The organism is Brevinematales bacterium, assembly GCA_026415355.1.
Classification (GTDB): domain Bacteria; phylum Spirochaetota; class Brevinematia; order DTOW01; family DTOW01; genus SKYB106.
Map to the genome: position 1 here is coordinate 18,354 of JAOAHF010000014.1, position 24,394 is coordinate 42,747.

The window sequence follows — 24,394 nt, forward strand, 5'->3', positions numbered from 1 at the left end:
CTCCTACACAAGTGCTGGTAAAAATCTTATTTTCAATTTTTGAACCACAAAATCAACTAAAAATCTCACAACAAAAACTGATGTAAATAACGATACTACAATACCAACAAGCAATGTAGTACCAAAACCTTTAATAGGACCGTATCCGTAAGTTGCCAAGATAAATGAAGATATTATAACAGTTACATGTGTATCTATAATAGTTATGAAAGCTCTATCAAAACCTATTCTTATTGCTGTTACGAGATCCTTACCATTCCGCAGCTCTTCTTTTATTCTTTCAAATTGTAGTACATTAGCATCAATAGCCATACCTATCGTCAAGGCCAATCCAGCAATACCAGGAAGAGTCAATGTAGCTCTAAACAATGCAAGTCCTGCCAGCGTTAAGAAAAGGTTCATAATAAGCGATATTGTAGTAATAAAACCAAATGTCTTATAGTAAATCATCGCAAAAGCAAAAACCAAAAGTATTCCAATAACTGCTGCCTTTGTACCTAGACTTATACTATCAGCACCTAATGAAGGACCTATAGCCCTAATCTCAACCTCTTTAAGCCTTACACTTAATGCTCCAGACTTCAAAACAGAAACTAAGCTATTAACCTCTTCTTGAGTAAATACTCCTGTTATTTGACCTCTACCACCAAGTATTTCTGTCTGGATTACAGGAGCACTTCTAACTCTTCCATCAAGTACTATCGCCAACCTTTTACCAATATTATTTCTAGTAATTTCAGCAAAAATATCTGCTCCCTCAAGGGTCAAAGAAAAATCGACAACAGGTCTACCAAACTGATCTTGTCCTACCCTTGCATCACTTACAAAGCTACCATCCAAAACAACTTCTCTCTTAAGTACTATAAACCCCTTTAGAGTTGGTAATCCAAATTCATCAGATTCATAATACCCATAAATTTCACTATCCGCAGGGACAGTATTATCTTTTAAAAACATAGAAAGATCTGAAATAAGTCCTAATTCATTTAGATACTTTCTATCAACATTCGCCATATAATCATCATCAACAAATCTGAACTCAAGTTTACCTGCTTTACTTACAGCTTCTCTAGCCTGCGCAATACTCGATATTCCTGGAAGTTCAACAGAAATTCTATATCCACTTTCTTTCCTTATAACAGGTTCTGTAACTCCGAATTGGTCGAGCCTATTTCTCAATATCTCAAGAGATACTGAAACTTGCGACTCAAGTTCATTGTTATATTCACTTATAACTTTATTAATGTCCCCTTCGTACTTATCAAGCAAAAAGTTTGTCATATCAACAGGATCAGGCTCAAGAGTAATATAAACCCCCCCCCTTAAGTCAAGTCCCAAATTAAGTATAGTGCTACTTCTAAGTTTCTTTATATCTGTGTATTTCTTTTTAAGTTCAGGTGATAACTTACTAACTTCCTCTGCTGGTAACGATAGCAAGTTTCTATCAGCTTCAGAAACGTTAAAGTACCAATCATAAGTCGGCTTTAAAATCACAAATCCAATAAAAACAACTAACAAAATAACTCCAAATTTAAACCAATCCATACCTCTCTCCAAGTTGCTAACTGATTATAAAAAAACTGATAAGTTGAATACAAAATTATAAAACTTAGTCAGATGATGTTCGTTCCAAAATCAATTCAAAACTTAACTCTCTCTAGAACCAACATCCAAGGTTCTCTAAAACAACAATTAACTCTAGAGTTTTCTAAATATATACCTTCTTACGTTGTTAGAAACAAAAAATCCAACTGTAACATTAGATATTCTATAAACTCCTTCAAAAAGCCAGATATAATTAATATTTGTCGAATCAACAGCCACTAGGTTTATAGAGTATATAAAGTTTGTTATTCCAACCATTAAATATAGTTTGTTATTTTTTGCATCAAAAGCCCAAACATTTGTAATAGAGTTAGTCGAAAATCCTTGTATATCAAGGATTTCTCCAGAGTAATTAGTCAAGTTGTTGGATACGTAAACTACAACCGGTTTAAAAAAATAAACTGTTGTTGGAGTCTGAACTATAGTCGCGTTTGAATATTCAGTTTTCTCGTGATGCCAATACCCAAAAATTTGTTCAACATTTTTATCCATATCAGGCAAAGCATTACAACCTACCAAAACCAAGATAACCGATATAAATCCTAAAAGTTTCATAGGAATAGTATAATAAATCAACATCAGAATCAACAAGCTTGTATAAGTTTTATGCTAATAAAATCCTATACATTACTAACTTCTGTTAGATTATTGAAAAATTTAGATAACTTATCTAAAATTTCTCTATGAAAGTTGTTGATCTCATAGAAAGAGGTATCCCCGAAAAAATCGCTAGTTTTCTAATATCGCATTTTAGTGACGATCCAGAAAAGATATACTTAGTAATAAACTCACTAAAAAAAGATATAGTAGTGATTAAGTTAAAGTTTTCTTTCTCTCTGTATTCTGGGATAGCACTTTTGTTCGTTAATATAAAGTCAAAAAACATCGAATTCGTAAGAGCTTATGTATCACATTCAGCTGAAATAACTAAAATTAACATAGAAACATTTTGGAGAGACTTATTACTCAAACTATCAAACGAATATAAAAACTTACAAGTTGATCTTGACCTATCAAGAAAAGCAGAAAATGTACTAACATCAGATTCTAAATTCATTCAAACACTCGCAAAGGTACTATCTGAAGATAAAACACAACTAGATATAAAGAGATTTTTGTACACTTATATACCTATAATATTTGGTGATCCAAACACAATAGTAAGGTTTTCAGTTGATAGAACCGACATTTTCTATTTGTATAAATTTATGAAAGAATCAAATATACCATTACCCGAAACACTTAAATCCCTTGAAGGGGACCAAATAAATGAATTTTCTATATCAGACATATCAGTTCAACCTGTTTTATCACCTATTGACGGAGTACCAATAACAAACCTTAGAATAGGTGACGAGATTATGGTTAAAATACTTGATACAGATGAAATATCAAAATCATTCATAAAAGGTGATGGTACAACATTTACTAAAATATCTTCAATAAGAGATCTAGATAGTGATAGAGTTTTAGTAAGCGTAGAAGTAGGCCCAGGTTTTATTGGTAACTTCGCAATAAAAAAAGATGTTAAAATAAAAACAAAATTATCACCTACACCAAATGTAGAGAAACAAAAATCCGATTATCAACCTCAAATTACACAAAAACCAGAAGTTGAAGAAAGGACATCACATGAAATAGAAAATTTAATTGAGAAAGAAAAGGATACCTCATTACTATTCTGGATTATAAACATAACAATAATAGGGTTTGGTATAGCACTAATACTAATACTATTGGTCTTCCTTTAATTTCGTTCTTATTGCTTCCGCCATTTTTTTATAATCCTTCGGTATAGGTTTACCCTTAGATGGAATTATAAAATCTTGAGTACTACCACCTTTACTCTGTCCTGTAACTCCAAGTTCAGCAGATGAAAAGTTAGTATACAATTGAGAATTATTACCAATATTATCAAACTCCAAAGGTGAAAATTGATCTTCCTTTCTGTATCTATCACTAGAGCTAGGATAATATCTCGATGAATAGAAATTAGATGGCTCAAATTCGCTAAAAACATTGTCCTCAGAAAATTTCATACCACTATCTATGCTATCAATATTTTCCATGGACAACTCACTACTTTCAAAGTCTTCAACATTATTCACACCAGATAAATAAGTACGATCTTCTTGAGAAACTTCCTCTGATAGGTTACTATTGTAAGTAACATCACCCGAGGACAAATTTTCAGAATACAAGTCTGATATTGACATATCTTCATCTTCTTTGATGTCAACTCCTTTACTATCCTTTGCAGTACTAACTTCCAGAATCTCAGGAGCAAATTTTCTTATAAGTTGCTCAACACCATAAAGAACCCCACCCACTAAAATGCTACTCAATATCGATCTAAAAATAATCTCAAACAAAAAACCCCCACTTGCTATACCTACTACCATACCTATCAAAAAACCTATTCCCAAACCTAAGGTAAGAGATAAAGGTATGTTTAACCCTCTTAAGTCAATCATAATTAAAGTTTAACAAAGCAAGAACAAACTATCAATTTTTCTACCATATTTGATTTTTGAATCAACAATACACAGTATTTTATAATCTTCAGAGATTATGAAAAAAACACCAGATATACAAGACTTTATTTCAGATAAGAGTAAAAAGGTTGACTCTTCTGGAATAAGAAAAGTATTTGATCTAGCTCAAAAGATAGAGGATCCAATAAACTTAAGTATAGGGCAACCCGATTTTGACGTACCAGAAGAGATTAAAAAGGAAGCAATAAAGGCAATAGAACTAGGTTTCAACAAATATACATTAACCCAAGGTATTGAGCCACTACGAGAAAAACTTGCAGATTTTGTAAACAAAAGAAAAAAAACTAAATACTCAAAAGATGAATGTATAATAACCTCTGGAGTATCCGGTGGTATTACACTTGTTTTAATGGCTTTGCTAAATGACGGAGACGAAGTTATAATTTTTGATCCATACTTCGTCATGTACAAACATTTAACAAATCTATTTGGAGGTAAACCAATAATAATCAACACCTACCCTGATTTTGAACTAGCTAACAAAAAAGATGAAATAGAAGGCAAGATAACAGATAAAACTAAACTCATCTTAATAAATTCTCCAGCAAATCCTACAGGTAAAGTACTCTCAAGAGAAGATATACAAACAGTTTACGAAATAGCAAAAAAGTATAACCTACTAGTAGTGTCTGACGAAATATACGATGAATTTGTATATGACGTAGAATACACTTCAATAGCAAGCATGTATCCAGAAAGAACAATATTACTAGGTGGTTTTTCGAAAACATACGCAATGACAGGATGGAGAATAGGATATGCATTTGGCCCCTCACCCATAATCAAAGAAATGATAAAACTACAACAATATACATTTGTATGTGCTCCATCTTTTGCGCAATACGCATCCATAAAAGCACTTGATTATGATATGTCAGATTACATAAAAAAATACAAACTAAAAAGAAATATGGTAGTAGATGGATTAAACGAGAACTTTGACATAACCAAACCTGAAGGTGCGTTCTATTCCTTCCCAGCACCTAAAGATAAAAACATCAATGTCCAAGAATTTGTCAATGCTTGCATTGAAGAAGGAGTACTCATAATACCAGGTAACGTTTTCTCAGAACGAAATACTAATTTCAGACTATCTTTTGCAGCAAGTGATAAAAACATAGAAAGAGGGATCGAAAAAATAAACAAAATATACAAAAAATTTACTAAATAACAATCATGAACTGTCATATCTGTGAATCAACTAAAGTCAAAAAATTAACAACAAATCTTTACAAATGCGAAGATTGTAAAACACTACAAAGGTCATCACCCTATGAGTATTATGAAGAAGTCAAAAACCTATATAATTCCACATATTACACCCAAAACTACAAGAATAGATATGGCAAAGAAATATATGAAGATATCGAAAACGTTAGAAAAATATCAAATAGAAGATTAGACATTATAGAAAACCTGTACTTAAGAGAGGGCGAATGTAATAACTGCGGAACTTCAAATTGCTCCGGATGTTACGTAAGAAACTTTGTATCTTCCCTAAAAGGCAAAAGTCTACTTGATATTGGTTGCGGTATTGGAATTTTCATTGAAGTTGCTAAGTATAGAGGATATCAAGTAAAAGGCATCGATATAAATAAAGATACACTACACATAGTTCCAAACAATATAAGAGATAATATATTTATAATAGACATAAACAAATTTGAAAGTAAAGAAAGATTTGACATTATAACTCTTTGGTATGTTATAGAACACTTACCAAACCCTGAAGATGTTATAAGAAAAGTCTGGAAAATGCTAAAATACGGAGGTATTCTAGGAATATCAACTCCAAACGGAGACGGTGCAAGTGCTAGATTCAAACCAGACTGGTATTATTCTGTAATACCTCAAGATCATTTATTCGAATTTTCACCATATTCCATGTCACATTTACTTTCAAAAAATAAGTTTAAAGTTTTAAAAGTAGTAAATACAGGATACCATCCTGAAAGAATATTTAAAAACCCCATCTCAAGGAAAATTTTTGAAATATATCAAACATATATAGGATTAGGTGACACATTTGAAATATACGCAAGTAAGAAAATCTAAAACTTATATTTATTTACCAACAGTTGCTAAATAAATCGCAGTTTCTTCATCATCATTAACATCAATAAACTTATTCATCTCTACATCTGAAAAGGAACCTATAGGACATGCTTTTAACCCTATTGCTTCAGCTACAAGTAAAAGATTTTGACATATATGACCTACGTCCATGAATATATACCTTATACCCCTATTTCCATATCTCGAAATGGTTCTATATATAACAGCAGTCCATATAAAAACACAACTAGCTTTAGATACAGCTTCTTGATTAAATGATATTTCAGCCAGCAAACTCCTAAAATCACCTTTCTTTACCTTTTCCAAAGCAAACTGCTTTACACTAAGATGGTAAAGCCCCTTAGGTAAATTTTTTGAGAAATTTACATTAATGTACGTTTCTATTGGATACAAAGCACCAGCAGAAGGAGAAGTCCTAAAATAGTAACCATCTCCAATCTTTGTGATACCTTGAATTCCAAAACACAAAAGAGATAGCTCCTCTAAAGATAAACTTTCAGAGCTATAATCCCTAGTACTCCTTCTACTCGAAAGAATCTCAAATAGGCTTTTAGTTTCTGGCATTCCATTTATTTGTAAGGGTATCTTTTCCCTAGGGTACTCTTTACTATAATCTATTTTAGAAACAGAGTAATTACCTGAAAGATGGCAATTAGTAGTTTTAAAAAAATCATCTACAAATCTGTCTTTCATAAAATTATTATAACGAATAATAAACATACTTTCTATACTAAAAATCCTTGTTCAACTGAAAATGTTAGAATAACACTACACAAAAATTGAGAGAAATCTCATACAAACAGAAAAACTCTATTCTTGAAATAGAATTATTTCCTCCTTGATAATTTCTGCCGTAAATCATAGGAGATATAAAACATGTCTGAGAAAGTAGTAGCAGTAGTAGGAGCAACTGGAGCGGTAGGACAAGAAATGGTAAAAACATTAGAGCAAAGAAACTTCCCCGTTAAGGAATTATATCTTTTTGCTTCTGAAAGGAGTAAAGGCAAAAAACTGAAATTCAAAGGAACAGAAGTTGAAATTTTAGAACTAAGAGAAGATGTTTTTAAAAAGTACAAGATAGAAATAGCCCTCTTTTCTGCAGGTGCTACAGTTTCGAAAAACTTTTCACCAATAGCAGCTAAAGATGGAACCATTGTAATAGACAATTCAAGTGCTTTCCGAATGGATGATGATGTACCACTTGTAATACCTGAAGTTAATCCTGAAGACCTAAAGTGGCATAAAGGAATAATATCTAACCCAAATTGTTCAACAATACAAATGCTCGTAGCACTAAAACCAATATATGATTACTCCAGAATAAAAAGAATAATAGTATCTACCTACCAGTCTGTTTCAGGAGCCGGAGGTAGTGCCATTGAAGAACTCGAAGAAGAAGTTAAAATATACTCTCAGTTAGGCAGAGAAGGTATCCTCAATTCTAAACCTAAAAAATTCCCCTATCCCATATTTATGAATGTAATACCAAGAATAGATATAGTACTAGAAAACCTGTACACAAAAGAAGAAATGAAAATGGTTAATGAAACACGAAAAATGCTACACGATCCAGAAATAAGGGTATCCTCAACAACAGTAAGAGTACCTGTTGTAAAAGGTCATAGCGAGTCTGTTTGGATAGAAACTGAAACAAAAGTTACACCCGAAAAAGCAAGGGAAATACTATCAAAAGCCAAAGGAGTAAAACTAATGGATGATCCATTCAACGATATATTCCCAACTCCTTTGTTACAAGGTTATGACACAGATGATGTGTATGTAGGTAGAATAAGAGAAGATATATCAACGGAAAACGGGCTAGTAATGTGGATAGTTGCAGACAACATAAGAAAAGGAGCAGCACTAAACGCAGTCCAAATAGCAGAACTGTTATTATAAAAACCTTAACACTAAATAAACCTAAGTAAGTACCTTACGATTTTCTACGCTATTTGTGAACTGTTGATGTAATTTACATAGCGTTATCATTATCAAAATAATCCGTTATCTAGGAGGGATAATAAATGAAAAATCCATTAAGAACACTTTATGATTGGGTACTAAGCTGGGCTGATAAACCAGGTGGTAATATTGCTTTATACTCTATTTCATTTGCTGAGTCTTCATTTTTCCCGATACCACCAGACCCATTATTAATAGCATTTTGTCTATCAAAGCCTAAAGAGAGTCTGAAATTTGCTTTTAATACAACCTTGTTTTCAGTACTAGGTGGATTACTAGGATATGCGATAGGAGTATTTCTATTTGAAACAATAGGAAAAGCAATCTTGAATTTCTACAACTATTGGGATGCATATAACAAGGTTAAAGATCTATTCGATACATATGGCCTTGTAGCAGTCATGATCGCCGGTTTTACTCCTATTCCCTACAAAGTATTTACAATAGCATCTGGTTCGTTTTATTTCAATATACCATTGTTCATATTAGCATCTATTCTAAGTAGGGGTGCAAGATTCTTCCTTGAAGCTGTAATACTAATATTTTTTGGAGAAAAAGCAAAACAATTCATAGACAAATACTTTGATTGGTTAGCACTAGCATTCGTAATACTACTCGTCGGCGGGTTCATATTACTTAAGTACATAGTATAGAAATTATGTTATTAAAGCATCACAACATCAAAATTTAAAAGTCACAAATCATTAAACTTCCATAAAATCAATACCAGTAGCACAAATTGATAAAGGAACAACCTTTTATTTAGGATTTTTGTCCATGAAATTGGATAGCACAAAATATATATTTGTTACTGGAGGAGTTTGCTCCTCACTCGGCAAGGGAGTAAGCACTGCATCAATAGGTCTAATACTAAAATCAATGGGATATAGGGTTAATATCGTCAAAATAGATCCTTACCTAAATGTAGACGCAGGAACAATGAGTCCTTATCAACATGGCGAAGTATTTGTGACATTTGATGGTGGAGAAACAGACCTTGATTTGGGAACATATGAAAGATTCTTAAACCAAAAGATGTACAAAACAAGTTCTATCACTGCCGGTAAAGTTTACAAAAACGTAATAGAAAAAGAAAGACGAGGAGATTATCTAGGTCAAACAGTACAAGTTATTCCACATGTTACAAACGAAATAAAAGATCTTATAAAACTAGCAGAAAAAGTTGAAAATGAAGAAGTCGATATACTACTTGTAGAGATAGGTGGTACAGTAGGAGATATTGAAAGTGTACCATTCATAGAAGCTATAAGACAATTTTCACTTGAAATAGGTAAAAGAAATACTCTCTTTATCCATGTAACCTTACTGCCGTACCTATCTTCATCAGATGAAATAAAAACCAAACCTACTCAACACTCTGTTGCCAAACTACGCGAACTGGGAATACAACCAGACATCATAATATGTAGATCAGAGAAGGATTTTTCAAAAAATGAAACCAAAAAGATTGCATTATTTACAAATGTTGAAGAAAGAGCAGTTATAAAATCACTAAATATGTCTACAATCTATGAAGTACCTCTATCTTACATAGAACAAGAATTAGACAAAACAATATGTAGTATTTTAGGAATTCCTCACAAAACTCCCGAAATATCATTGCTACAAAGGAAAGTAGAAATTTTCAAATCCCTAGAAGAAGAGATAACAATTGCAGTTGTCGGAAAATATGTAAGCCTGAGAGACTCTTATAAAAGCATCTATGAATCTCTATTCCATGCAGGAATCGAAAATAAGGTAAAAATCAAAACTACAAATATTGAATCAGACAAAATATCAGAAACTGAAATCGTTGATGTACTATCTAAAGCAGATGGCATAATAGTACCAGGAGGTTTTGGAAAAAGAGGAATCGAAGGTAAGATTAACTCAATAAAATTTGCTAGAGAAAACAATGTGCCTTTCTTAGGTATATGCCTAGGTATGCAATTAATGTCAATTGAGTTTGCTAGAAATGTTTGCGGGCTAACTGATGCAAATAGCCTTGAATTCGAAACTAAAACATCACATCCAGTTATATCTCTACTAGACGAACAAAAAAGAATAATAGCAAAAGGTGGTACTATGAGATTAGGGGCTCAAAAAATCCTGATCAAGAAAAATACAACTGCTTACCAAGCCTATAAGCAAGAAGAAGTATATGAAAGGCACAGACACAGATACGAATTCAATCCAGAGTATATACCATCATTTGAAGAAAATGGAATAGTATTCTCAGGTTTTAGTGAAACAGGACTTGTTGAAATAATAGAAAACACATCAAATAGATTTATGGTAGGTGTTCAATTTCATCCTGAATTTCAGTCGTCCATATTTTCGCCAAACCCCATATTTAACAGCTTTATCAAAGCAATAACCGAAACTCTATGACCAAACATATAGACACAATACTCATTTTCCTTGAAGAAATATGGAACAACGAAGAATCACCTCTAAAAAAGTATAAAGACCTAAAGGGATCAACTCCTTTTCAGATCCTAGTATCAACAATACTAAGCTTAAGGACAAAAGATGAAGTAACATACCCAGTAGCATCCAAACTATTCCAAAATCTAAAAACTCCAGAAGATTTCGCAAAAGCCGAAGTCAAAGACATAGAGAAACTAATATATCCAGTAGGTTTTTATAGAAATAAAGCAAAAATTCTAAAAGAAATTTCAAAAATCTTAATAGATAAATATAACGGTAAGGTTCCATCAAACATTGAAGATCTTACTAGTCTACCAGGCGTCGGAAGAAAAACAGCAAATCTAGTATTGTCAGTTGCTTTTGGAATAGATGCTATATGTGTAGATACACATGTACATAGAATATCTAATCGCATAGGTCTTGTAAAAACTAAAACCCCCGAAGAAACCGAATTTAAACTTATGGAGATAATACCCAAACAACACTGGAGAAAAATAAACTATCTTATGGTAGCATTTGGACAAACAATATGCAAACCACGAAATCCTCTATGCAATAAATGTAATATAAAAAATATGTGCAACTATTACTCTCAAAACTATTTTTAGAAAATAAGCTTAACTTCTCCACATAACTTTCTAAAGTTTTAAGGTATCTCAAGCTCTCAAATACCGTTTCAAGATACAAATCATAACTCAAACATTACTTACATCAACAAAGGTATGAATATTCTCGATACCTCAAAAGCTAAAAGAATTCTCACAAGTATATTAGTTACAACACCAGCAAAAATATCATCCAACACAATCCCAACACCATTCCCAAATGATCTTATGTGAGTTATTGGATACGGTTTAAATGTATCAAATATTCTAAAAATCACAAATGTTAGCAAAAGTACCGTAAATCCCTCCAAACTGAAAGAAAACTTAAAACCAATTGTAGAAATCATGTATCCAACGATCTCATCAATAACCACATATTCTGTTTTTTGTCCTTTGAGTATTTTATTTTCAGCATAATTACTTACAGGAAACGCTAATACCATAAGAAGCACCAATAGACCATAGAAAATTATTTCATAATTACTCAACAAAACAAATACTAAAACACCGATAAGTGTCCCAAAAGTTCCCCTAGCCCAAGACGGCAAATATTCAAAAGCTCCACCAGTTGCTAAAAATCTAAGAGCCAAATCAAAAAACTTCTTCATAAAGTGGATTATCAAAAACAGAATATGAATATTTCAAACTAAAGATTTTCAAAAAACTCTAGACAAAAATTTATTGAAATAATCTATCAAAAAGATTATATTCTTGAGTGTGAAAATGGTAGCTATCACCCAAAATCCATATCTCCTTAGCATACTTTACCACATAGGATTTAATAACATAAAGTTTCTTAATGAAAATCTAAATACTCAACCGAATGAAGAAATAATAATAGTAGATGACATAAACAAACTTAGCATCCTAAGAAGAAAAATAAGTTTTGAAAATACAAATATTCTAGCATTTGTTTCTGGATTACCAAATAATCTAAACTCAAAAAAAGGTGAAAAAATTTTTTTGTTATGCTTTGAAAGCATATTCAAAAATTTAACAGCAAAAGACTTTATCGGCAATCTATCAAAAAATTTAACAAATGATAATGCAAATATATACAGAGATACAGCAACAATAGAAGGTGATATAAGAAATACTCCTGAAGAAGCACTAGACAATATAATATCATTTATGGAATACTTTGAGATAGAAAATGAAGTTGATATAAATGATGTAATAATAGCATCATCTGAGGTTATAGACAACATAATAGAAGCAACAATAAATATAAGTAGCATAAACGTAAAGATACTAATTGACTTAATAAAAACGGATAATTTGTTCATAATCAGAATAGGTGATTATCTCGGATTAGCAGACGTAAGTAGTATATCAAGATCGCTTGTAAGAAAGGAAATCGAAAGTAATCATGCATACAGCAGCTTTTTTAGCAGTAGAGGTAGAGGATATACTTTGATAAAACAAACATCTGATATGGTAATAACTAGAATAACAAGTCCAAACAGTTATAGGAAGTACAACTTTGAAAACCCATTTACAGAAACATCTTTGGTATACTTTCTGAACCACAAATCAAACATTCCTAAGTTAGGAACAGTTATTGAGTATATTTAAGATTTCGGAGGGGGAGGGATTCGAACCCCCGGTACCCTGAGAAGGGTACTGTAGTTTTCAAGACTACTGCCTTCGTCCGCTCGGCCACCCCTCCTACTTAACAGCAAGAGACTTTTTAATAGCCTCTCTTACTATCACAAAACTTCCATTATATCCAGGAATTGATCCTTTAACAAGCATCAAATTCTTCTCTTTATCAATATAGACAACCTCAAGATTCTGTACCGTAACTTTGGTACCTCCCATTCTACCAGCCATTTTCTTTCCCTTCCAAACCTTTGCTGGGAATGTGTGCTGACCTATAGAACCCGGTCTCCTATGAAAAACCGACTGACCATGAGAATCAGGAGCTCCTGAGAATCCCCATCTCTTCATAACACCTTGGAATCCTCTACCTTTAGAGTATCCACTAACATCAACAAACTTAACCCCTTCAAGATAAGAAACATCTAGAATATCACCCTTATTAAACTTTGAAGGATCATCAACTCTAAACTCTTTTATTATAGCTGGCTTCAAAACTACCTTGTATTTTGTTTTATCCGTTTTATCTCTAACTTTGTGCTTAACTGAACCAAATCCAAGTTGTATAGCATTATACCCATCTTTATCTTTAGTTCTCACTTGTAATACTGGACATGGGCCTATCTCTATAACCGTTACCGGAACAACACTTTCACCTAGAAAAACTTGAGTCATACCTGCTTTTTTACCTATAAGACCTTTACCAGTAAAAGATTTTCCCATACTTTCCTCCCAAAACAGGGTAATCACCCCTTTAATCCTGTTTTATCTCAACATCTACTGAAGGTAATATCTCCAATCTCAATAGAGCATCAATTACTTCTTGAGACGGCTCAATTATATCTATTAACCTTCTGTGTAACCTATACTCAAAGTGTTCTCGCGAATCTTTATCTATGTGTGGTGATCTCAAGACAGTATATCTTTTAATTTTCGTAGGTAGGGGTATGGGGCCTACAACATTAGCCCCAACATTCTTCACGACATTACAGATATCTTTAGCCGTTTTGTCTATAACTTCAGCATCGTATGATTTCAACTTAACTCTAATTCTAGAAACCATAGTTTATCCCATTACTCAATAATCTCGGTAACAACACCAGCACCTACAGTCTTACCACCTTCTCTTATAGCAAACCTAAGTCCCTTCTCCATAGCAACGGGATAAATAAGCTCAACCTCAACGTTAACATTATCGCCTGGCATAACCATTTCACCTGGTATTTTTGTGACTGTTCCAGTAACATCAGCAGTTCTGAAGAAGAATTGAGGCCTGTAACCTGCAAAGAATGGAGTATGTCTTCCACCTTCTTCTTTTTTCAACACATATATTTCTGCCTTAAACTTCTTATGAGGGGTAACAGAACCTGGTTTACAAATAACCTGCCCTCTCCAAACTTCATCCTTTCCTATACCTCTCAGTAGAAGTCCTGCGTTATCTCCTGCTATAGCAGAATCAAGTTCTTTTCTAAACATTTCTATTGATGTAACAACTGTCTTCTTAACTTCATAAGAAAGACCTACTATCTCAACTTCTTCACCAGGAGTAATTTTACCTCTTTCAACCCTACCTGTAACAACAGTTCCTCTACCAGATATGGAGAATATATCTTCAACAGGCATCAAGAATGGTTTATCAATCTCTCTAACTGGCTCTGGAATATACTTATCAAGAGCCTCAATTAGTTCGATAATACATTTACCATCACCAGCTGGATCTGGGTTTGTCATTGCTTTGTAAGCAGACCCTCTTATGATAGGAACTTTATCACCAGGATAACCATATTTCTTAAGCAAATCTCTTACATCTTCTTCAACAATATCAATTATCTCTGGATCATCAACCATATCAATTTTATTCAAAAAGACAACTATGTAAGGAACACCAACCTGTCTTGCTAGTAGTACATGCTCTCTTGTTTGAGGCATAACACCATCATTAGCAGCAACAACTAGTATAGCACCATCCATCTGAGCAGCACCAGTAACCATATTTTTAACATAGTCTGCGTGTCCTGGACAGTCTATATGGGCATAGTGTCTAATATCACTTTCATACTCAATGTGCTGTATCTGAATAGTTATACCCCTTGCCTTTTCCTCAGGAGCATTGTCAATTTCATCATAGTTCTTCTCTTTAGCATATCCTTTCTTTGCTAAAACTTTTGTAATAGCAGAAGTTAAAGTAGTTTTACCATGGTCAACGTGACCTATAGTTCCAACATTTATATGAGGCTTCTTCCTCTCAAACTTACCTTCAGCCATAAAAACCTCCCAAACAAAATATTTAACTTTAATTATAATAAATTACAAACCACTAACACAAATTAGATTAAATTTAATTCACCTAAAATCTCAAAAAATACATCAAAACAAATCACAAACTCCCCCACAAAATAACCAGTTCAAAAATTACCTAGATCCTGAAATACAGGGATATCCAAAAGTTAGCAAAAGTATCAACTATTTGACACCTTATTCCCTAAACTCAATGGCCAAGGTTCAGGTATAGTAAGGAAAATCCAGCTACTAAACATCAAGGCAAAATTCTTAAGAAAGTTAATCATTTCAGTTACCTTTTGATCATCAGAAACAAACCAAAAGTTATGCATTATTATGGTAACAGGAATAAAAAATAACGTTAAAGATAAAACACCAATCTTGGGGAATAATCCTGTAATAATAGTAACTCCCGCAATTAATAGCAAAATACCTGTCACAAAAACTTCTATCTCAGGAAAAGGGAACTCCTTGCTTTGGGTATATACAGCAAGTATATTCACAGCTATACAAAATGATTTAAACCATTAAAAATATAATAACCACCCAAAAATAACCTACCAATAAAAAACAGATAAAGTATAAAAATCCTCCTTTCTATTAGGGTATATCATAAAAATATTTTAGTCATAAGTCAAGAAAAATTCCAAAACATTCACAGCAGTTACTAGTCATACAAATTGAAATGAAAACCAAAAATTATTCATATTTTGTCTATGAAACAGCTTAGTAGCAAAGAAATCAGGAAAGAATTTTTGTCTTTTTTTGAAACTAAAGGGCACACGATTGTCGAAAGCAGTCCACTCATACCTGCAGATGACCCTACCCTACTTTTTACAACGGCTGGAATGGTTCAATTCAAACCATACTTTCTGAGAGAAAAAAAACCTCCGTACACTAGAGCAACTTCAATTCAAAAATGTTTAAGAGCAGGAGGTAAAGCAAGCGATCTTGAAAATGTAGGTAAAACTCCTAGACATCATACATTTTTTGAAATGCTTGGCAATTTTTCTTTCGGAGATTACTTTAAAAAAGAAGCAATAGAATTTGCCTGGGAATTCGTTACAGAAGTAGTTGGAATAGATAAAAACTCTCTCTGGATAAGCATATATAAAGATGACAATGAAGCATTTGAAATATGGAATAAACACATTGGTATTGAAAGTGATAGAATTATAAGATTAGGCGAAAAGGATAACTTTTGGGGACCACCAGGAGACGAAGGACCTTGCGGACCTTGCTCGGAAATTTACATAGATTTGAGAGATGTATGGGGATACAACAAACAAGATTGTAAAACACCTGAAGATTGTGACGGTTTTCTCGAATTTTGGAACTTAGTCTTTATGCAGTATTACCAAGACAAAAATGGTAATAGAACAGAACTTGAATTTAAAGGAATAGATACAGGAATGGGTTTAGAAAGACTAGCTATGATACTACAAAACAAGAAAAGCGTATACGAAACAGATATATTTGAACCCATCATAACACAAATATCACAAGAAACAGGGAAAAAATATGAAGGAGATAACATATTTGCAATGAATGTAATCGCTGATCACACTAGAGCAATCACATTCGTAGGTGCTGAAGGAATATATCCTTCTAACGAAGGCAGAGGATATGTAATAAGAAGGATATTAAGAAGAGCATTAAGATACGCAGGTAAAATAGGAATAAATGAACCAATAATCTACAAGATTATTGACAGTGTAGTAGAATCTATGGGAGACACCTATCCAGAAATAGTCAGTAAAAAAGATAGTATTAAAAAAGTTATAAAAGTTGAAGAAGAAAAGTACTTCAAAAACATCTCCAAAGGCATTGAATACCTTTCTGAAATAATAAACAAGGCAAAAGATAATAAACATAGCTATATATCCGGAGATGATATATTCAAGCTATATGATTCTCTAGGGTTACCCCTCGATGTAATTGAAGATGTGTGCAAAGATGAAAAAATAAACATTGACTGGGCCAGGTTTAATGAACTTATGGAAGAACAAAAACAAAGAGGAAAACTCAGCTGGAAACGAGATGAAACTTTTGATTTCTCGGTAATATCAAAATTAGAACATTCTACAAAATATGTTGGTGATGAATACTACGAATATGAATCAAAAGTAATTAGATTATATGTTAAGAAAGAAAAAACTTTCGCAGAAACAGATAAATTAACCAAAGGGGATATTGGAATAGTAGTAACTGAAGAAACCCCATTTTATGGTGAGGGCGGAGGTCAAGTAGGGGACATTGGTATAATAACATCCGGTGAAACATCCCTATTAGTAATTGATACCAAAAAAGATAACGACATTTACTTTCACATAGTAAGTACCGAAGATGGAGAAATACATACCGGAGCAAAGGCAAGAATGATCGTAGACATAAATAGGAAAAGGAATATAGCCAAACATCACACTGCGACTCATATATTACACTCAGCACTGAGGAAAGTATTAGGAGAACATGTAGCTCAAGCAGGATCCCTTGTTAAACCTAATAGGCTTAGATTCGACTTCTCACACTACTCTTCACTTTCAAGTAATGACATAAAGAATGTGGAAGAAGAAGCAAACGAAATCGTATTAAGAAATATTGAAGTTATAAAAAAGTATATGCCCAAAAATGAAGCATTAAAAACAGGAGCACTAGCATTTTTCGGAGAAAAATATGGGGACATCGTAAGAATAGTCGAAATACCAGGATTTTCAAAAGAGTTTTGCGGTGGTACTCACGTAAATAGAACAGGAGAAATTGGACTTATAAAAATAATTGATGAAAAATCAATAGCATCAGGAATGAGAAGAATAGAAGCAGTTGCAGGTAAATCTTCTCTAGATAAGTTTAGAGAATATACCGAAATACTAGAAAATATCTCAAGTACTCTAGGAACAAGCATCGAAAATATACCTCAACGAATACAGTTCCTTATAAGCAAAATTAAAGAACTAGAGAAGGCAAAATCTTTACCTTCAAAGCAAGTAAGCTTAGAAGAAATACTTCAAGGATACGAAACAATAGGAAAGTACAAACTCATATTCAAGGTTTTGAACGATATAGATATAAACTCTTTAGGTGGAATAGTAGATAAAATCAAAGAAAAACTAACTGATGTAATTGTATTCATAATATCTCAGAAAGACAACACCATAGGTTTCATCGCAGGAACTAATACAAATATCAACTTAAACAACATCGTAAAAGACTTAAATAAACTAGGTGTAAAAGGCGGAGGAAGACCTGATTTTGTAAGAGGTGGTATTAACTCATTGGAAGAAATAAACAAAATAAAAGATGAACTGGTAAAAAATATGATAACCTAAATTTTTAATAGATTATGAATTTTCTCGATACAAAAACAAACACTTAAAAAGTATCTCTAAATTCTTTTTGATTATTGCTACTTTGAGAAAATGTGTTTCATCATATCATCATTCACTATAAATTCTTTAGCCTTATTCTTATAATTTTCATCATGTATCGTTGTAAATCTATGAGGCTTTATACTAGATGCGTTATCAATAGCAAGTAACCAAGCATTTATGTTAAAGTTATCTTTTTGTACGAACTTCCAAAATCCTGTTCTTTCAAGCATATCTACTACAATGTTCTTTCTAGGATTATCTTGTATATTTACCATAATGTACGTTGCTATACCTACTTGTATTCCGTGTAAGTGAGGATTAGGTAATATTTTGTCAAGAGCATGAGAAATTAGATGTTCAGATCCACTTGCTGGAGCGCTATCTCCTTCTATTTCCATAGCTATACCACTCATTATGAGAGAATCTATTAATTTGCCCAAAAAATCTTCATCTCTTATGTTTTCAGTTTCGTAATAAAGAAGACTATCTATAGATTTCTCAGCCACCATCCTAGCAAAATCATCATGATTTATCTTTTTATTTTTTTCTTCAAAATCCAGATCATACAAAGCGCTTATCTTTGAAAGAATATCACCTATGCCTGAGTATATGAAACTCTCAGGAGCACTCGATAGTATATTAGTATCTGCTATAACTCCAAACGGTATTTTTGCTGGCACCGTAGTTCTTTTACCATCTATAATCAGAGAACACAAAGGACTACATATACTATCATTAGAAGGAGCTGTAGGAAATGTTATTACAGGTATTTTCCTTATATATCCTACATACTTCGCTATATCTATTACCTTACCTCCACCAACACCCAGTATAACATCAGAATGCTTTATTTTAAAAGCAAGTTCATATATGTCTTCTATTTTATTTGATTTACCTTCATAAACTTCGTATATGTTTATATTTTTCGATTTTATAGAATTTTGAATACTACTACCAAACATCTTTTGGATACCTTCTCCATAGAATATCACAACAGAAGATACACCAATGCTGCCTAATACTTCTCCTACTTCATCTTTTAGCCCTCTATATATTTTTAGCACATAAGGTATTGATATTTCTCTAGGTGTCAAAAACTTGTTCATAGTACCTCCTTAAGATCTTCCACAATTTTCTTTGTTTCATAATAAATATCAGAGAAATCTTTGAATTCAAAGAAACTAATACCTTCATTTTTTAACATATCAGCAAGTTGATGTTTAGCAAAAACATAATCAGCAACTTTCGCAGCATAATAATCCGGCCTTGAATCTCCGGCAAAAAATAGAAAATTAGCATCTCTCTTTATAATTTCAACAGCTTTTCCTTTATCAACACCAAAAATCTCTGAATAGTATTCTTTAGTATTGTCAGGTACCATATATATATTCCCGTCTTTGTAGTACCCTGGATTTGCTATAACCTTAACTAAATCAGAAACACCATACTTCTCCATAAGAATATCGATATAGTACTTACAACCAGCACTAACTACATAAAAATCCCCAACCTCACTCGTAAACCATTTAATAAACTCAATAGCACTTTTATCTACTGGTATAGAGATTATATCATTCATAATTGTATCGTAATCTTTATTTATGTTATTAAAAACTATATTCAGAAAATCGACATCTTTTATTTTCTTATCCTGCCATTGTATGTATAAATCAATATAATCTTTGCCTAAATACTTGTCAATAACTATCCAGTAAAAATCTCTCAGCGATATTGTACCATCAAAGTCAGAGGCAAAAACTATTTTCATACTACCTCCTTTATTTTTTAGAATTGATATTTAGATTGATAACATTTAGCAAAGTAAAGTTTTTGTAATTAACATTCAATATGAGATAAATCTAACAAATCAATCAGCAAAACTCTATACTTTTTGTCAAGAATTAATTACAAAACTCCACGGAAAGGTAATTGTATAATTTTATTTTATGTGAACATTTTGATTAAAATTCAGATATGATAATATTTCTAACAGGTGCTACTGGTTTCGTAGGAAGAAACACTTTAGACAAACTATTGCAGAAAGACGTGAAAATAAAAGTACTAGTCAGAAATCCTAATAAACTAGAAAGAATACTAGAAAATATAACTCCTAAAAGTTACTTAAAAAACATTCAGGTAATAAACGGAGATATAACAACTCCTGAAAGTTATTCAGATCATTTAGAAGGTGTTGACACTGTTATCAACTTGGTTGGTATAATTAGAGAGTTCCCTAGAAAAAGAATAACATTTTGGAAACACCATTTTGAAGCAACTAAAAACTTGGTAGATCACAGTCTAAAACACGGAGTTAAAAGATTCATACAAATGAGCGCCCTAGGAGTATCTATAAAAACAATATCTCAATACTACACAACTAAATACAAAGCTGAGAGATATGTAATAGAATCATTTGATAACTGGATAATATTACGACCTTCAATAATAATAGGACCTGACGGAGAATTCACAAAAATGATATATTCCATGATAAGACTAGGAGTAGTACCAATAATAGGAGACGGAAACTATTTGATAAGACCTATATCAATAACAACACTATCAAATTTCATATCATACATAGCAACAGATACATCAATAAATAAAAAAGAATTCAACTTAGTAGGCCCCAGAGAATACACATATAACGAGTTTATTGATACTTTTGCTCTATCCTTAGGCAAGAAGAATTATTCAAAGATATACTTACCTGTTTCTCTTGTAAAATCCATAGCTAGACTACTAGGTAGATTTAGATTTTTCCCCGTAACTTTGGAGCAAATAAACATGCTACTCGCAGGTAACACTTATTATCTTGATATACTTGAAAAACTACCCATAAAGAATATACCAATTGAAGAAGAAATAAAGAAGCTGAGGTATAGAAAATGAAACCAAACGTAGACAAAATAATAGTAGCTATCGACGTTACCAACTTTGATGACTTTATCTCAGTTTTTGACAAAACAAAAGATGTATTTGTCTGGTACAAAGTCCACTCTATATTCTTAAAAGAACACATAAGAATAATAGATATACTGAAAAATAACAACAAAAGAGTTTTCTTAGATTTGAAGTTCTTTGATATACCCGCAACAGTAGAAAAACATATAAGAGCAATATCAAAAATATGTGATATGTTTACCGTACATCTACTATCAGGTAGTGAAACCCTAAAAATAGTATCCCAAGTTTCACTAGAAGAAAACATAATACCTGTTGGTATTTCAATACTCACAAGCTTCTCACAGGAAAACTTAAGAGAAATAGGTATTAATAGCACCATAGAAGACGAAGTCACAAGACTAGTCAAAATTGGGCTAGAAAACGGAATAAACTACTTTGTATGTTCACCAAACGAAGTTAGAGAAATCAAAAGAAGATTTCCAAAAACAAAAGCTATAACACCTGGAATAAGGATTAGTAATCAAACAGATGATCAAAAAAGAGTTATGTCACCAAAAGAAGCATTTGAATTAGGAGCTGACTATATAGTTATGGGTAGAGATATACTCCGAATGGAGAAAATTGAAAAGATTTTTGAGTATATTTAATCATCTTCCTCCTCTCCAAAATTTTTGTGGTCTATCAGATCTGTGAGCTTCTGCATTACTTCTTCCTCATCAACACCATTAACTATAACTTCTATTACATCTCCTGGCATCATACCAAGAAGCATCACTCCAAGAGTACTCCTAGCATCCGCAACAACATCATTTTTCTTTATCTCAACTTTAGATTTATAGTCTTTTATAGTTTCATATATTCTAACAGCAGGTCTCAAATGAACTCCATATTTAGCTCTTATAACAAATTTTTTCCTTATCATCTTATAATCCTTTTTTCTTTTATTCTTTCATTAATTATAGCAGTTTCAATCAAAAACGGTATATTTCTCCCTGGACTTACAGGTATAGTTTTTTTGGGTAATTTTATTCCTAAAACCTCATATGTTTCAACATTATCCCCTATCCTATCTACCATAATAGTACTATCCCAGTCAATCAATTCTATCACTATATCTATTTCTTTTTTAGGTATCGTAAAACCCGTACCAAACATATTATCAACATTTATTATTCCTATTCCTCTAACCTCAATGATATTTGAGTATTTAGGATTGTATGGAAACGCAACAAGCCTGTATCCTTCAGGATATCTTATTTTCTTTATCATAACAACATCGTCTGAAACAAATCTATGTTTTCTGCTCAAAAGCTCAAGACCTACTTCACTTTTACCTATACCACTTCTACCTATTATTAAAACCCCATACCCAAAAATGTCAAACATACCACCATTTACAACAACCCTAGGTGCTAGCTCATTGTTCAGAATAAGTTCCACTGAGAATGTAAGTTGGTAGGTATCAAGAGAACTAGCTATTATAGGAATACACTTCGATAAACTTAATTCGACAAATTCCTCCGGTAATTCACTATAATCAGAAACAATACAACAAGGTATATCAAAAGAAAAAAAAGTTTCAAAATTCTTTATCTTTTCTTGATCATTATCCTGGTATGCTTTTCTTATATAAGCCTGCTCCCCTCTACCTATTATCTGAACCCTATCGTAAGCAAAATTATCAAAAAAACCTGCAAGAGATAAACCAGGCCTATTAGTTACAACAGAATTTATAACTTTATTACTAGCTATATTCTTGCAGGTTATTATCTCAATATCAAGATTGTAATCTCTCTTGGCTATATCTACGAAATTCTCAACTGTCATTGCCTTTTCTTTCTTGCTTCCCTAAGCCTTGATGCTTTTTTCTTTTTCCTCTCTTTTATTATTAGATCATGAGCTATGTTAATTGCATCAGTTATAGCTATTTTCCAATCCTGATGTTCATACTTCGCAAAAACTTTCGTATGATCAACAAATATATCCAATTCACATAAAATCGAAGAGGTCGGAGTAGTCGATATAAAAAAGTGTACCTTCCTAACCTTATCCTCAGCAAATGATATCTTCGAAAGCTTAGCATTTATGTGATCCCTAACATCATCTGTTATGTTAAACCCTTTACCCTCCACGAGTACTTCCATAATCATACCTCCTAATTATAATCGTAAAAGTATAACTAACATTTTTCAAGAATTAAATAGCTGAAGTTTGGTAAAAAGCTTGACATTTTTTCGTGAAAGAATATAAAAGTCCAAGAATACCCTCTCTAACCTCTAAAACAGTTTCCTAATACTTTCATCGGCTATCAAACTAAAATTCAATAATTCAAAACAAAAGTAACCTCACAATCTTTTTAAAAATTCCCTATCATCACACTCTACATCTCTAAATTCTCAGACACATCCTCGAAAATTTACACCACCTCACCCTTGCTTTTCCATATTTCCAGCACTCCATAAACTTTAAATCAGTACCAAAAACCATCGGTTATATATACCCCCTTTCCATCTAATCTTCTACTCTAACATCCCATACCATAATCTCATATACAACACCTACCTCATCCAACAATACTCTTATAAATCCATGCTTCCATCTCTAGCTTTACCTCCCAAAACTTCGAGAGAGATTAGACATCCTTAAACTCCTATCAACTTCTACATCCTCCTCTTCTAACCATCTTATCATACAGCATTTGAAATTATCTATAAACTTCTCAAAATTCCATCTAATTGATACCTGTAATTCCCAAATCCTTCTAATACCTCACTCAAAGAATACTTAACCTCTTTGCCTATTCCACCCATCAACCACCTCTCAACCTTTTTCAAAAAAATACATCACCTCAAACATCACACCATCAATCCCACCTCTCATCTCACCTAAATTCTCAACACGATAATGTATGCTTGACACATAAGCCTTCCTATACTCCTAAAAACACCTATTAAAACAACCAAACAATAATTATGCTTTTTTCTTTGTCAATTATTCTCTTTCT

At 32.4% G+C, this 24,394-nt stretch carries 25 protein-coding genes and 1 tRNA gene; 11 read left to right on the plus strand and 15 right to left on the minus strand.

Features of this window, described 5'->3' with window-relative positions; all coding sequences use genetic code 11:
* Nucleotides 1-3: 3 nt before the first annotated feature.
* Both secD and N2712_06285 read right to left on the minus strand, forming a co-directional pair.
* Nucleotides 4-1,545: a protein translocase subunit SecD gene (secD, locus tag N2712_06280; protein MCX8029586.1), complete on the minus strand. Its 1,542-nt coding sequence runs from the start codon at nucleotides 1,543-1,545 to the stop codon at nucleotides 4-6.
* A gap of 153 nt (nucleotides 1,546-1,698) precedes the next feature.
* Nucleotides 1,699-2,160, minus strand: a complete 462-nt coding sequence (locus tag N2712_06285; GenBank protein ID MCX8029587.1) for a hypothetical protein — start codon at nucleotides 2,158-2,160, stop codon at nucleotides 1,699-1,701.
* A 128-nt stretch (nucleotides 2,161-2,288) separates the two neighbouring features.
* On the opposite strand from N2712_06285, the gene N2712_06290 reads away from it, so the two are divergent.
* Complete coding sequence (locus N2712_06290) at nucleotides 2,289-3,356, plus strand: hypothetical protein (GenBank protein ID MCX8029588.1); 1,068 nt, start codon at nucleotides 2,289-2,291, stop codon at nucleotides 3,354-3,356.
* Here N2712_06290 and N2712_06295 read toward each other — a convergent pair.
* Nucleotides 3,339-4,079, minus strand: a complete 741-nt coding sequence (locus tag N2712_06295) for a phage holin family protein (GenBank protein MCX8029589.1) — start codon at nucleotides 4,077-4,079, stop codon at nucleotides 3,339-3,341. The genes N2712_06290 and N2712_06295 overlap by 18 nt on opposite strands.
* A gap of 97 nt (nucleotides 4,080-4,176) precedes the next feature.
* On the opposite strand from N2712_06295, the gene N2712_06300 reads away from it, so the two are divergent.
* Complete coding sequence (locus N2712_06300; GenBank protein ID MCX8029590.1) at nucleotides 4,177-5,331, plus strand: pyridoxal phosphate-dependent aminotransferase; 1,155 nt, start codon at nucleotides 4,177-4,179, stop codon at nucleotides 5,329-5,331.
* A gap of 5 nt (nucleotides 5,332-5,336) precedes the next feature.
* A complete protein-coding gene (locus tag N2712_06305; GenBank protein MCX8029591.1) occupies nucleotides 5,337-6,215 on the plus strand; it encodes a class I SAM-dependent methyltransferase in 879 nt (292 codons plus the stop codon).
* 9 nt (nucleotides 6,216-6,224) lie between these two features.
* On the opposite strand, the gene N2712_06310 is transcribed toward N2712_06305, so the two are convergent.
* Nucleotides 6,225-6,929: a SagB/ThcOx family dehydrogenase gene (locus N2712_06310; protein MCX8029592.1), complete on the minus strand. Its 705-nt coding sequence runs from the start codon at nucleotides 6,927-6,929 to the stop codon at nucleotides 6,225-6,227.
* 183 nt (nucleotides 6,930-7,112) lie between these two features.
* On the opposite strand from N2712_06310, the gene N2712_06315 reads away from it, so the two are divergent.
* The 4 genes from N2712_06315 (at nucleotide 7,113) to nth (ending at nucleotide 11,236) form a co-directional block, all read left to right on the plus strand.
* Complete coding sequence (locus tag N2712_06315) at nucleotides 7,113-8,135, plus strand: aspartate-semialdehyde dehydrogenase (GenBank protein MCX8029593.1); 1,023 nt, start codon at nucleotides 7,113-7,115, stop codon at nucleotides 8,133-8,135.
* 125 nt (nucleotides 8,136-8,260) lie between these two features.
* Nucleotides 8,261-8,851, plus strand: coding sequence for a DedA family protein (locus N2712_06320; GenBank protein ID MCX8029594.1), 591 nt, complete (start codon nucleotides 8,261-8,263; stop codon nucleotides 8,849-8,851).
* A gap of 124 nt (nucleotides 8,852-8,975) precedes the next feature.
* On the plus strand, nucleotides 8,976-10,589 hold the full coding sequence (locus tag N2712_06325) for a CTP synthase (GenBank protein ID MCX8029595.1): 1,614 nt from the start codon (nucleotides 8,976-8,978) through the stop codon (nucleotides 10,587-10,589).
* On the plus strand, nucleotides 10,586-11,236 hold the full coding sequence (gene nth / locus N2712_06330) for an endonuclease III (GenBank protein ID MCX8029596.1): 651 nt from the start codon (nucleotides 10,586-10,588) through the stop codon (nucleotides 11,234-11,236). The genes N2712_06325 and nth overlap by 4 nt, the downstream gene beginning before the upstream one ends.
* A 98-nt stretch (nucleotides 11,237-11,334) precedes the next feature.
* Here nth and N2712_06335 read toward each other — a convergent pair whose 3' ends face one another.
* Entirely contained in the window at nucleotides 11,335-11,841 is a 507-nt protein-coding gene (locus tag N2712_06335; protein MCX8029597.1) for a phosphatidylglycerophosphatase A, read from the minus strand.
* Nucleotides 11,842-11,950: 109 nt separating this feature from the next.
* Between N2712_06335 and N2712_06340 the strand changes: the two genes are divergently transcribed.
* Nucleotides 11,951-12,808: a hypothetical protein gene (locus N2712_06340; protein MCX8029598.1), complete on the plus strand. Its 858-nt coding sequence runs from the start codon at nucleotides 11,951-11,953 to the stop codon at nucleotides 12,806-12,808.
* A 5-nt stretch (nucleotides 12,809-12,813) separates the two neighbouring features.
* Here the strand turns inward: N2712_06340 and N2712_06345 are convergent.
* The 5 genes from N2712_06345 to N2712_06365 all read right to left on the minus strand — a co-directional run bounded on the left by N2712_06345 (nucleotide 12,814) and on the right by N2712_06365 (nucleotide 15,552).
* Nucleotides 12,814-12,902 (minus strand) — tRNA-Ser (locus tag N2712_06345).
* Complete coding sequence (rplC, locus tag N2712_06350; GenBank protein ID MCX8029599.1) at nucleotides 12,902-13,555, minus strand: 50S ribosomal protein L3; 654 nt, start codon at nucleotides 13,553-13,555, stop codon at nucleotides 12,902-12,904. Before rplC ends, N2712_06345 begins: the two co-directional genes overlap by 1 nt.
* Nucleotides 13,556-13,586: 31 nt before the next feature.
* The gene (gene rpsJ, locus N2712_06355; protein MCX8029600.1) at nucleotides 13,587-13,895 is read right to left on the minus strand and encodes a 30S ribosomal protein S10; all 309 of its coding nucleotides are present in this window, start codon (nucleotides 13,893-13,895) and stop codon (nucleotides 13,587-13,589) included.
* Between the two features lie 11 nt (nucleotides 13,896-13,906).
* The gene (tuf, locus tag N2712_06360) at nucleotides 13,907-15,097 is read right to left on the minus strand and encodes an elongation factor Tu (GenBank protein MCX8029601.1); all 1,191 of its coding nucleotides are present in this window, start codon (nucleotides 15,095-15,097) and stop codon (nucleotides 13,907-13,909) included.
* A gap of 194 nt (nucleotides 15,098-15,291) precedes the next feature.
* Nucleotides 15,292-15,552 carry a hypothetical protein gene (locus tag N2712_06365; GenBank protein ID MCX8029602.1) on the minus strand — a complete coding sequence of 87 codons (261 nt, stop codon included), beginning with the start codon at nucleotides 15,550-15,552 and terminating at the stop codon, nucleotides 15,292-15,294.
* A 276-nt stretch (nucleotides 15,553-15,828) separates the two neighbouring features.
* On the opposite strand from N2712_06365, the gene alaS reads away from it, so the two are divergent.
* Nucleotides 15,829-18,441, plus strand: coding sequence for an alanine--tRNA ligase (alaS, locus tag N2712_06370; protein ID MCX8029603.1), 2,613 nt, complete (start codon nucleotides 15,829-15,831; stop codon nucleotides 18,439-18,441).
* Nucleotides 18,442-18,518: 77 nt separating this feature from the next.
* On the opposite strand, the gene N2712_06375 is transcribed toward alaS, so the two are convergent.
* Entirely contained in the window at nucleotides 18,519-19,589 is a 1,071-nt protein-coding gene (locus tag N2712_06375) for an iron-containing alcohol dehydrogenase family protein (GenBank protein ID MCX8029604.1), read from the minus strand.
* Nucleotides 19,586-20,251 (minus strand): MtnX-like HAD-IB family phosphatase, encoded by a 666-nt coding sequence (locus tag N2712_06380; GenBank protein MCX8029605.1) that lies wholly within the window; start codon nucleotides 20,249-20,251, stop codon nucleotides 19,586-19,588. The genes N2712_06375 and N2712_06380 overlap by 4 nt, the downstream gene beginning before the upstream one ends.
* A gap of 206 nt (nucleotides 20,252-20,457) precedes the next feature.
* Here N2712_06380 and N2712_06385 point away from each other — a divergent pair, with 206 nt between their 5' ends.
* Together N2712_06385 and pyrF are read left to right on the plus strand one after the other, a co-directional pair.
* Entirely contained in the window at nucleotides 20,458-21,375 is a 918-nt protein-coding gene (locus N2712_06385; protein MCX8029606.1) for an NAD(P)H-binding protein, read from the plus strand.
* On the plus strand, nucleotides 21,372-22,037 hold the full coding sequence (gene pyrF, locus N2712_06390) for an orotidine-5'-phosphate decarboxylase (GenBank protein MCX8029607.1): 666 nt from the start codon (nucleotides 21,372-21,374) through the stop codon (nucleotides 22,035-22,037). Before N2712_06385 ends, pyrF begins: the two co-directional genes overlap by 4 nt.
* Here the strand turns inward: pyrF and N2712_06395 are convergent.
* Genes N2712_06395 through N2712_06405 form a run of 3 tightly spaced genes read right to left on the minus strand, consistent with a single transcriptional unit; the run spans nucleotide 22,034 to nucleotide 23,534 of the window.
* The gene (locus tag N2712_06395) at nucleotides 22,034-22,312 is read right to left on the minus strand and encodes an HPr family phosphocarrier protein (protein ID MCX8029608.1); all 279 of its coding nucleotides are present in this window, start codon (nucleotides 22,310-22,312) and stop codon (nucleotides 22,034-22,036) included. The genes pyrF and N2712_06395 overlap by 4 nt on opposite strands.
* Nucleotides 22,309-23,217 (minus strand): HPr(Ser) kinase/phosphatase, encoded by a 909-nt coding sequence (hprK, locus tag N2712_06400; protein ID MCX8029609.1) that lies wholly within the window; start codon nucleotides 23,215-23,217, stop codon nucleotides 22,309-22,311. Before hprK ends, N2712_06395 begins: the two co-directional genes overlap by 4 nt.
* The gene (locus tag N2712_06405) at nucleotides 23,214-23,534 is read right to left on the minus strand and encodes an HPF/RaiA family ribosome-associated protein (GenBank protein MCX8029610.1); all 321 of its coding nucleotides are present in this window, start codon (nucleotides 23,532-23,534) and stop codon (nucleotides 23,214-23,216) included. Before N2712_06405 ends, hprK begins: the two co-directional genes overlap by 4 nt.
* Nucleotides 23,535-24,394 lie beyond the last annotated feature (860 nt).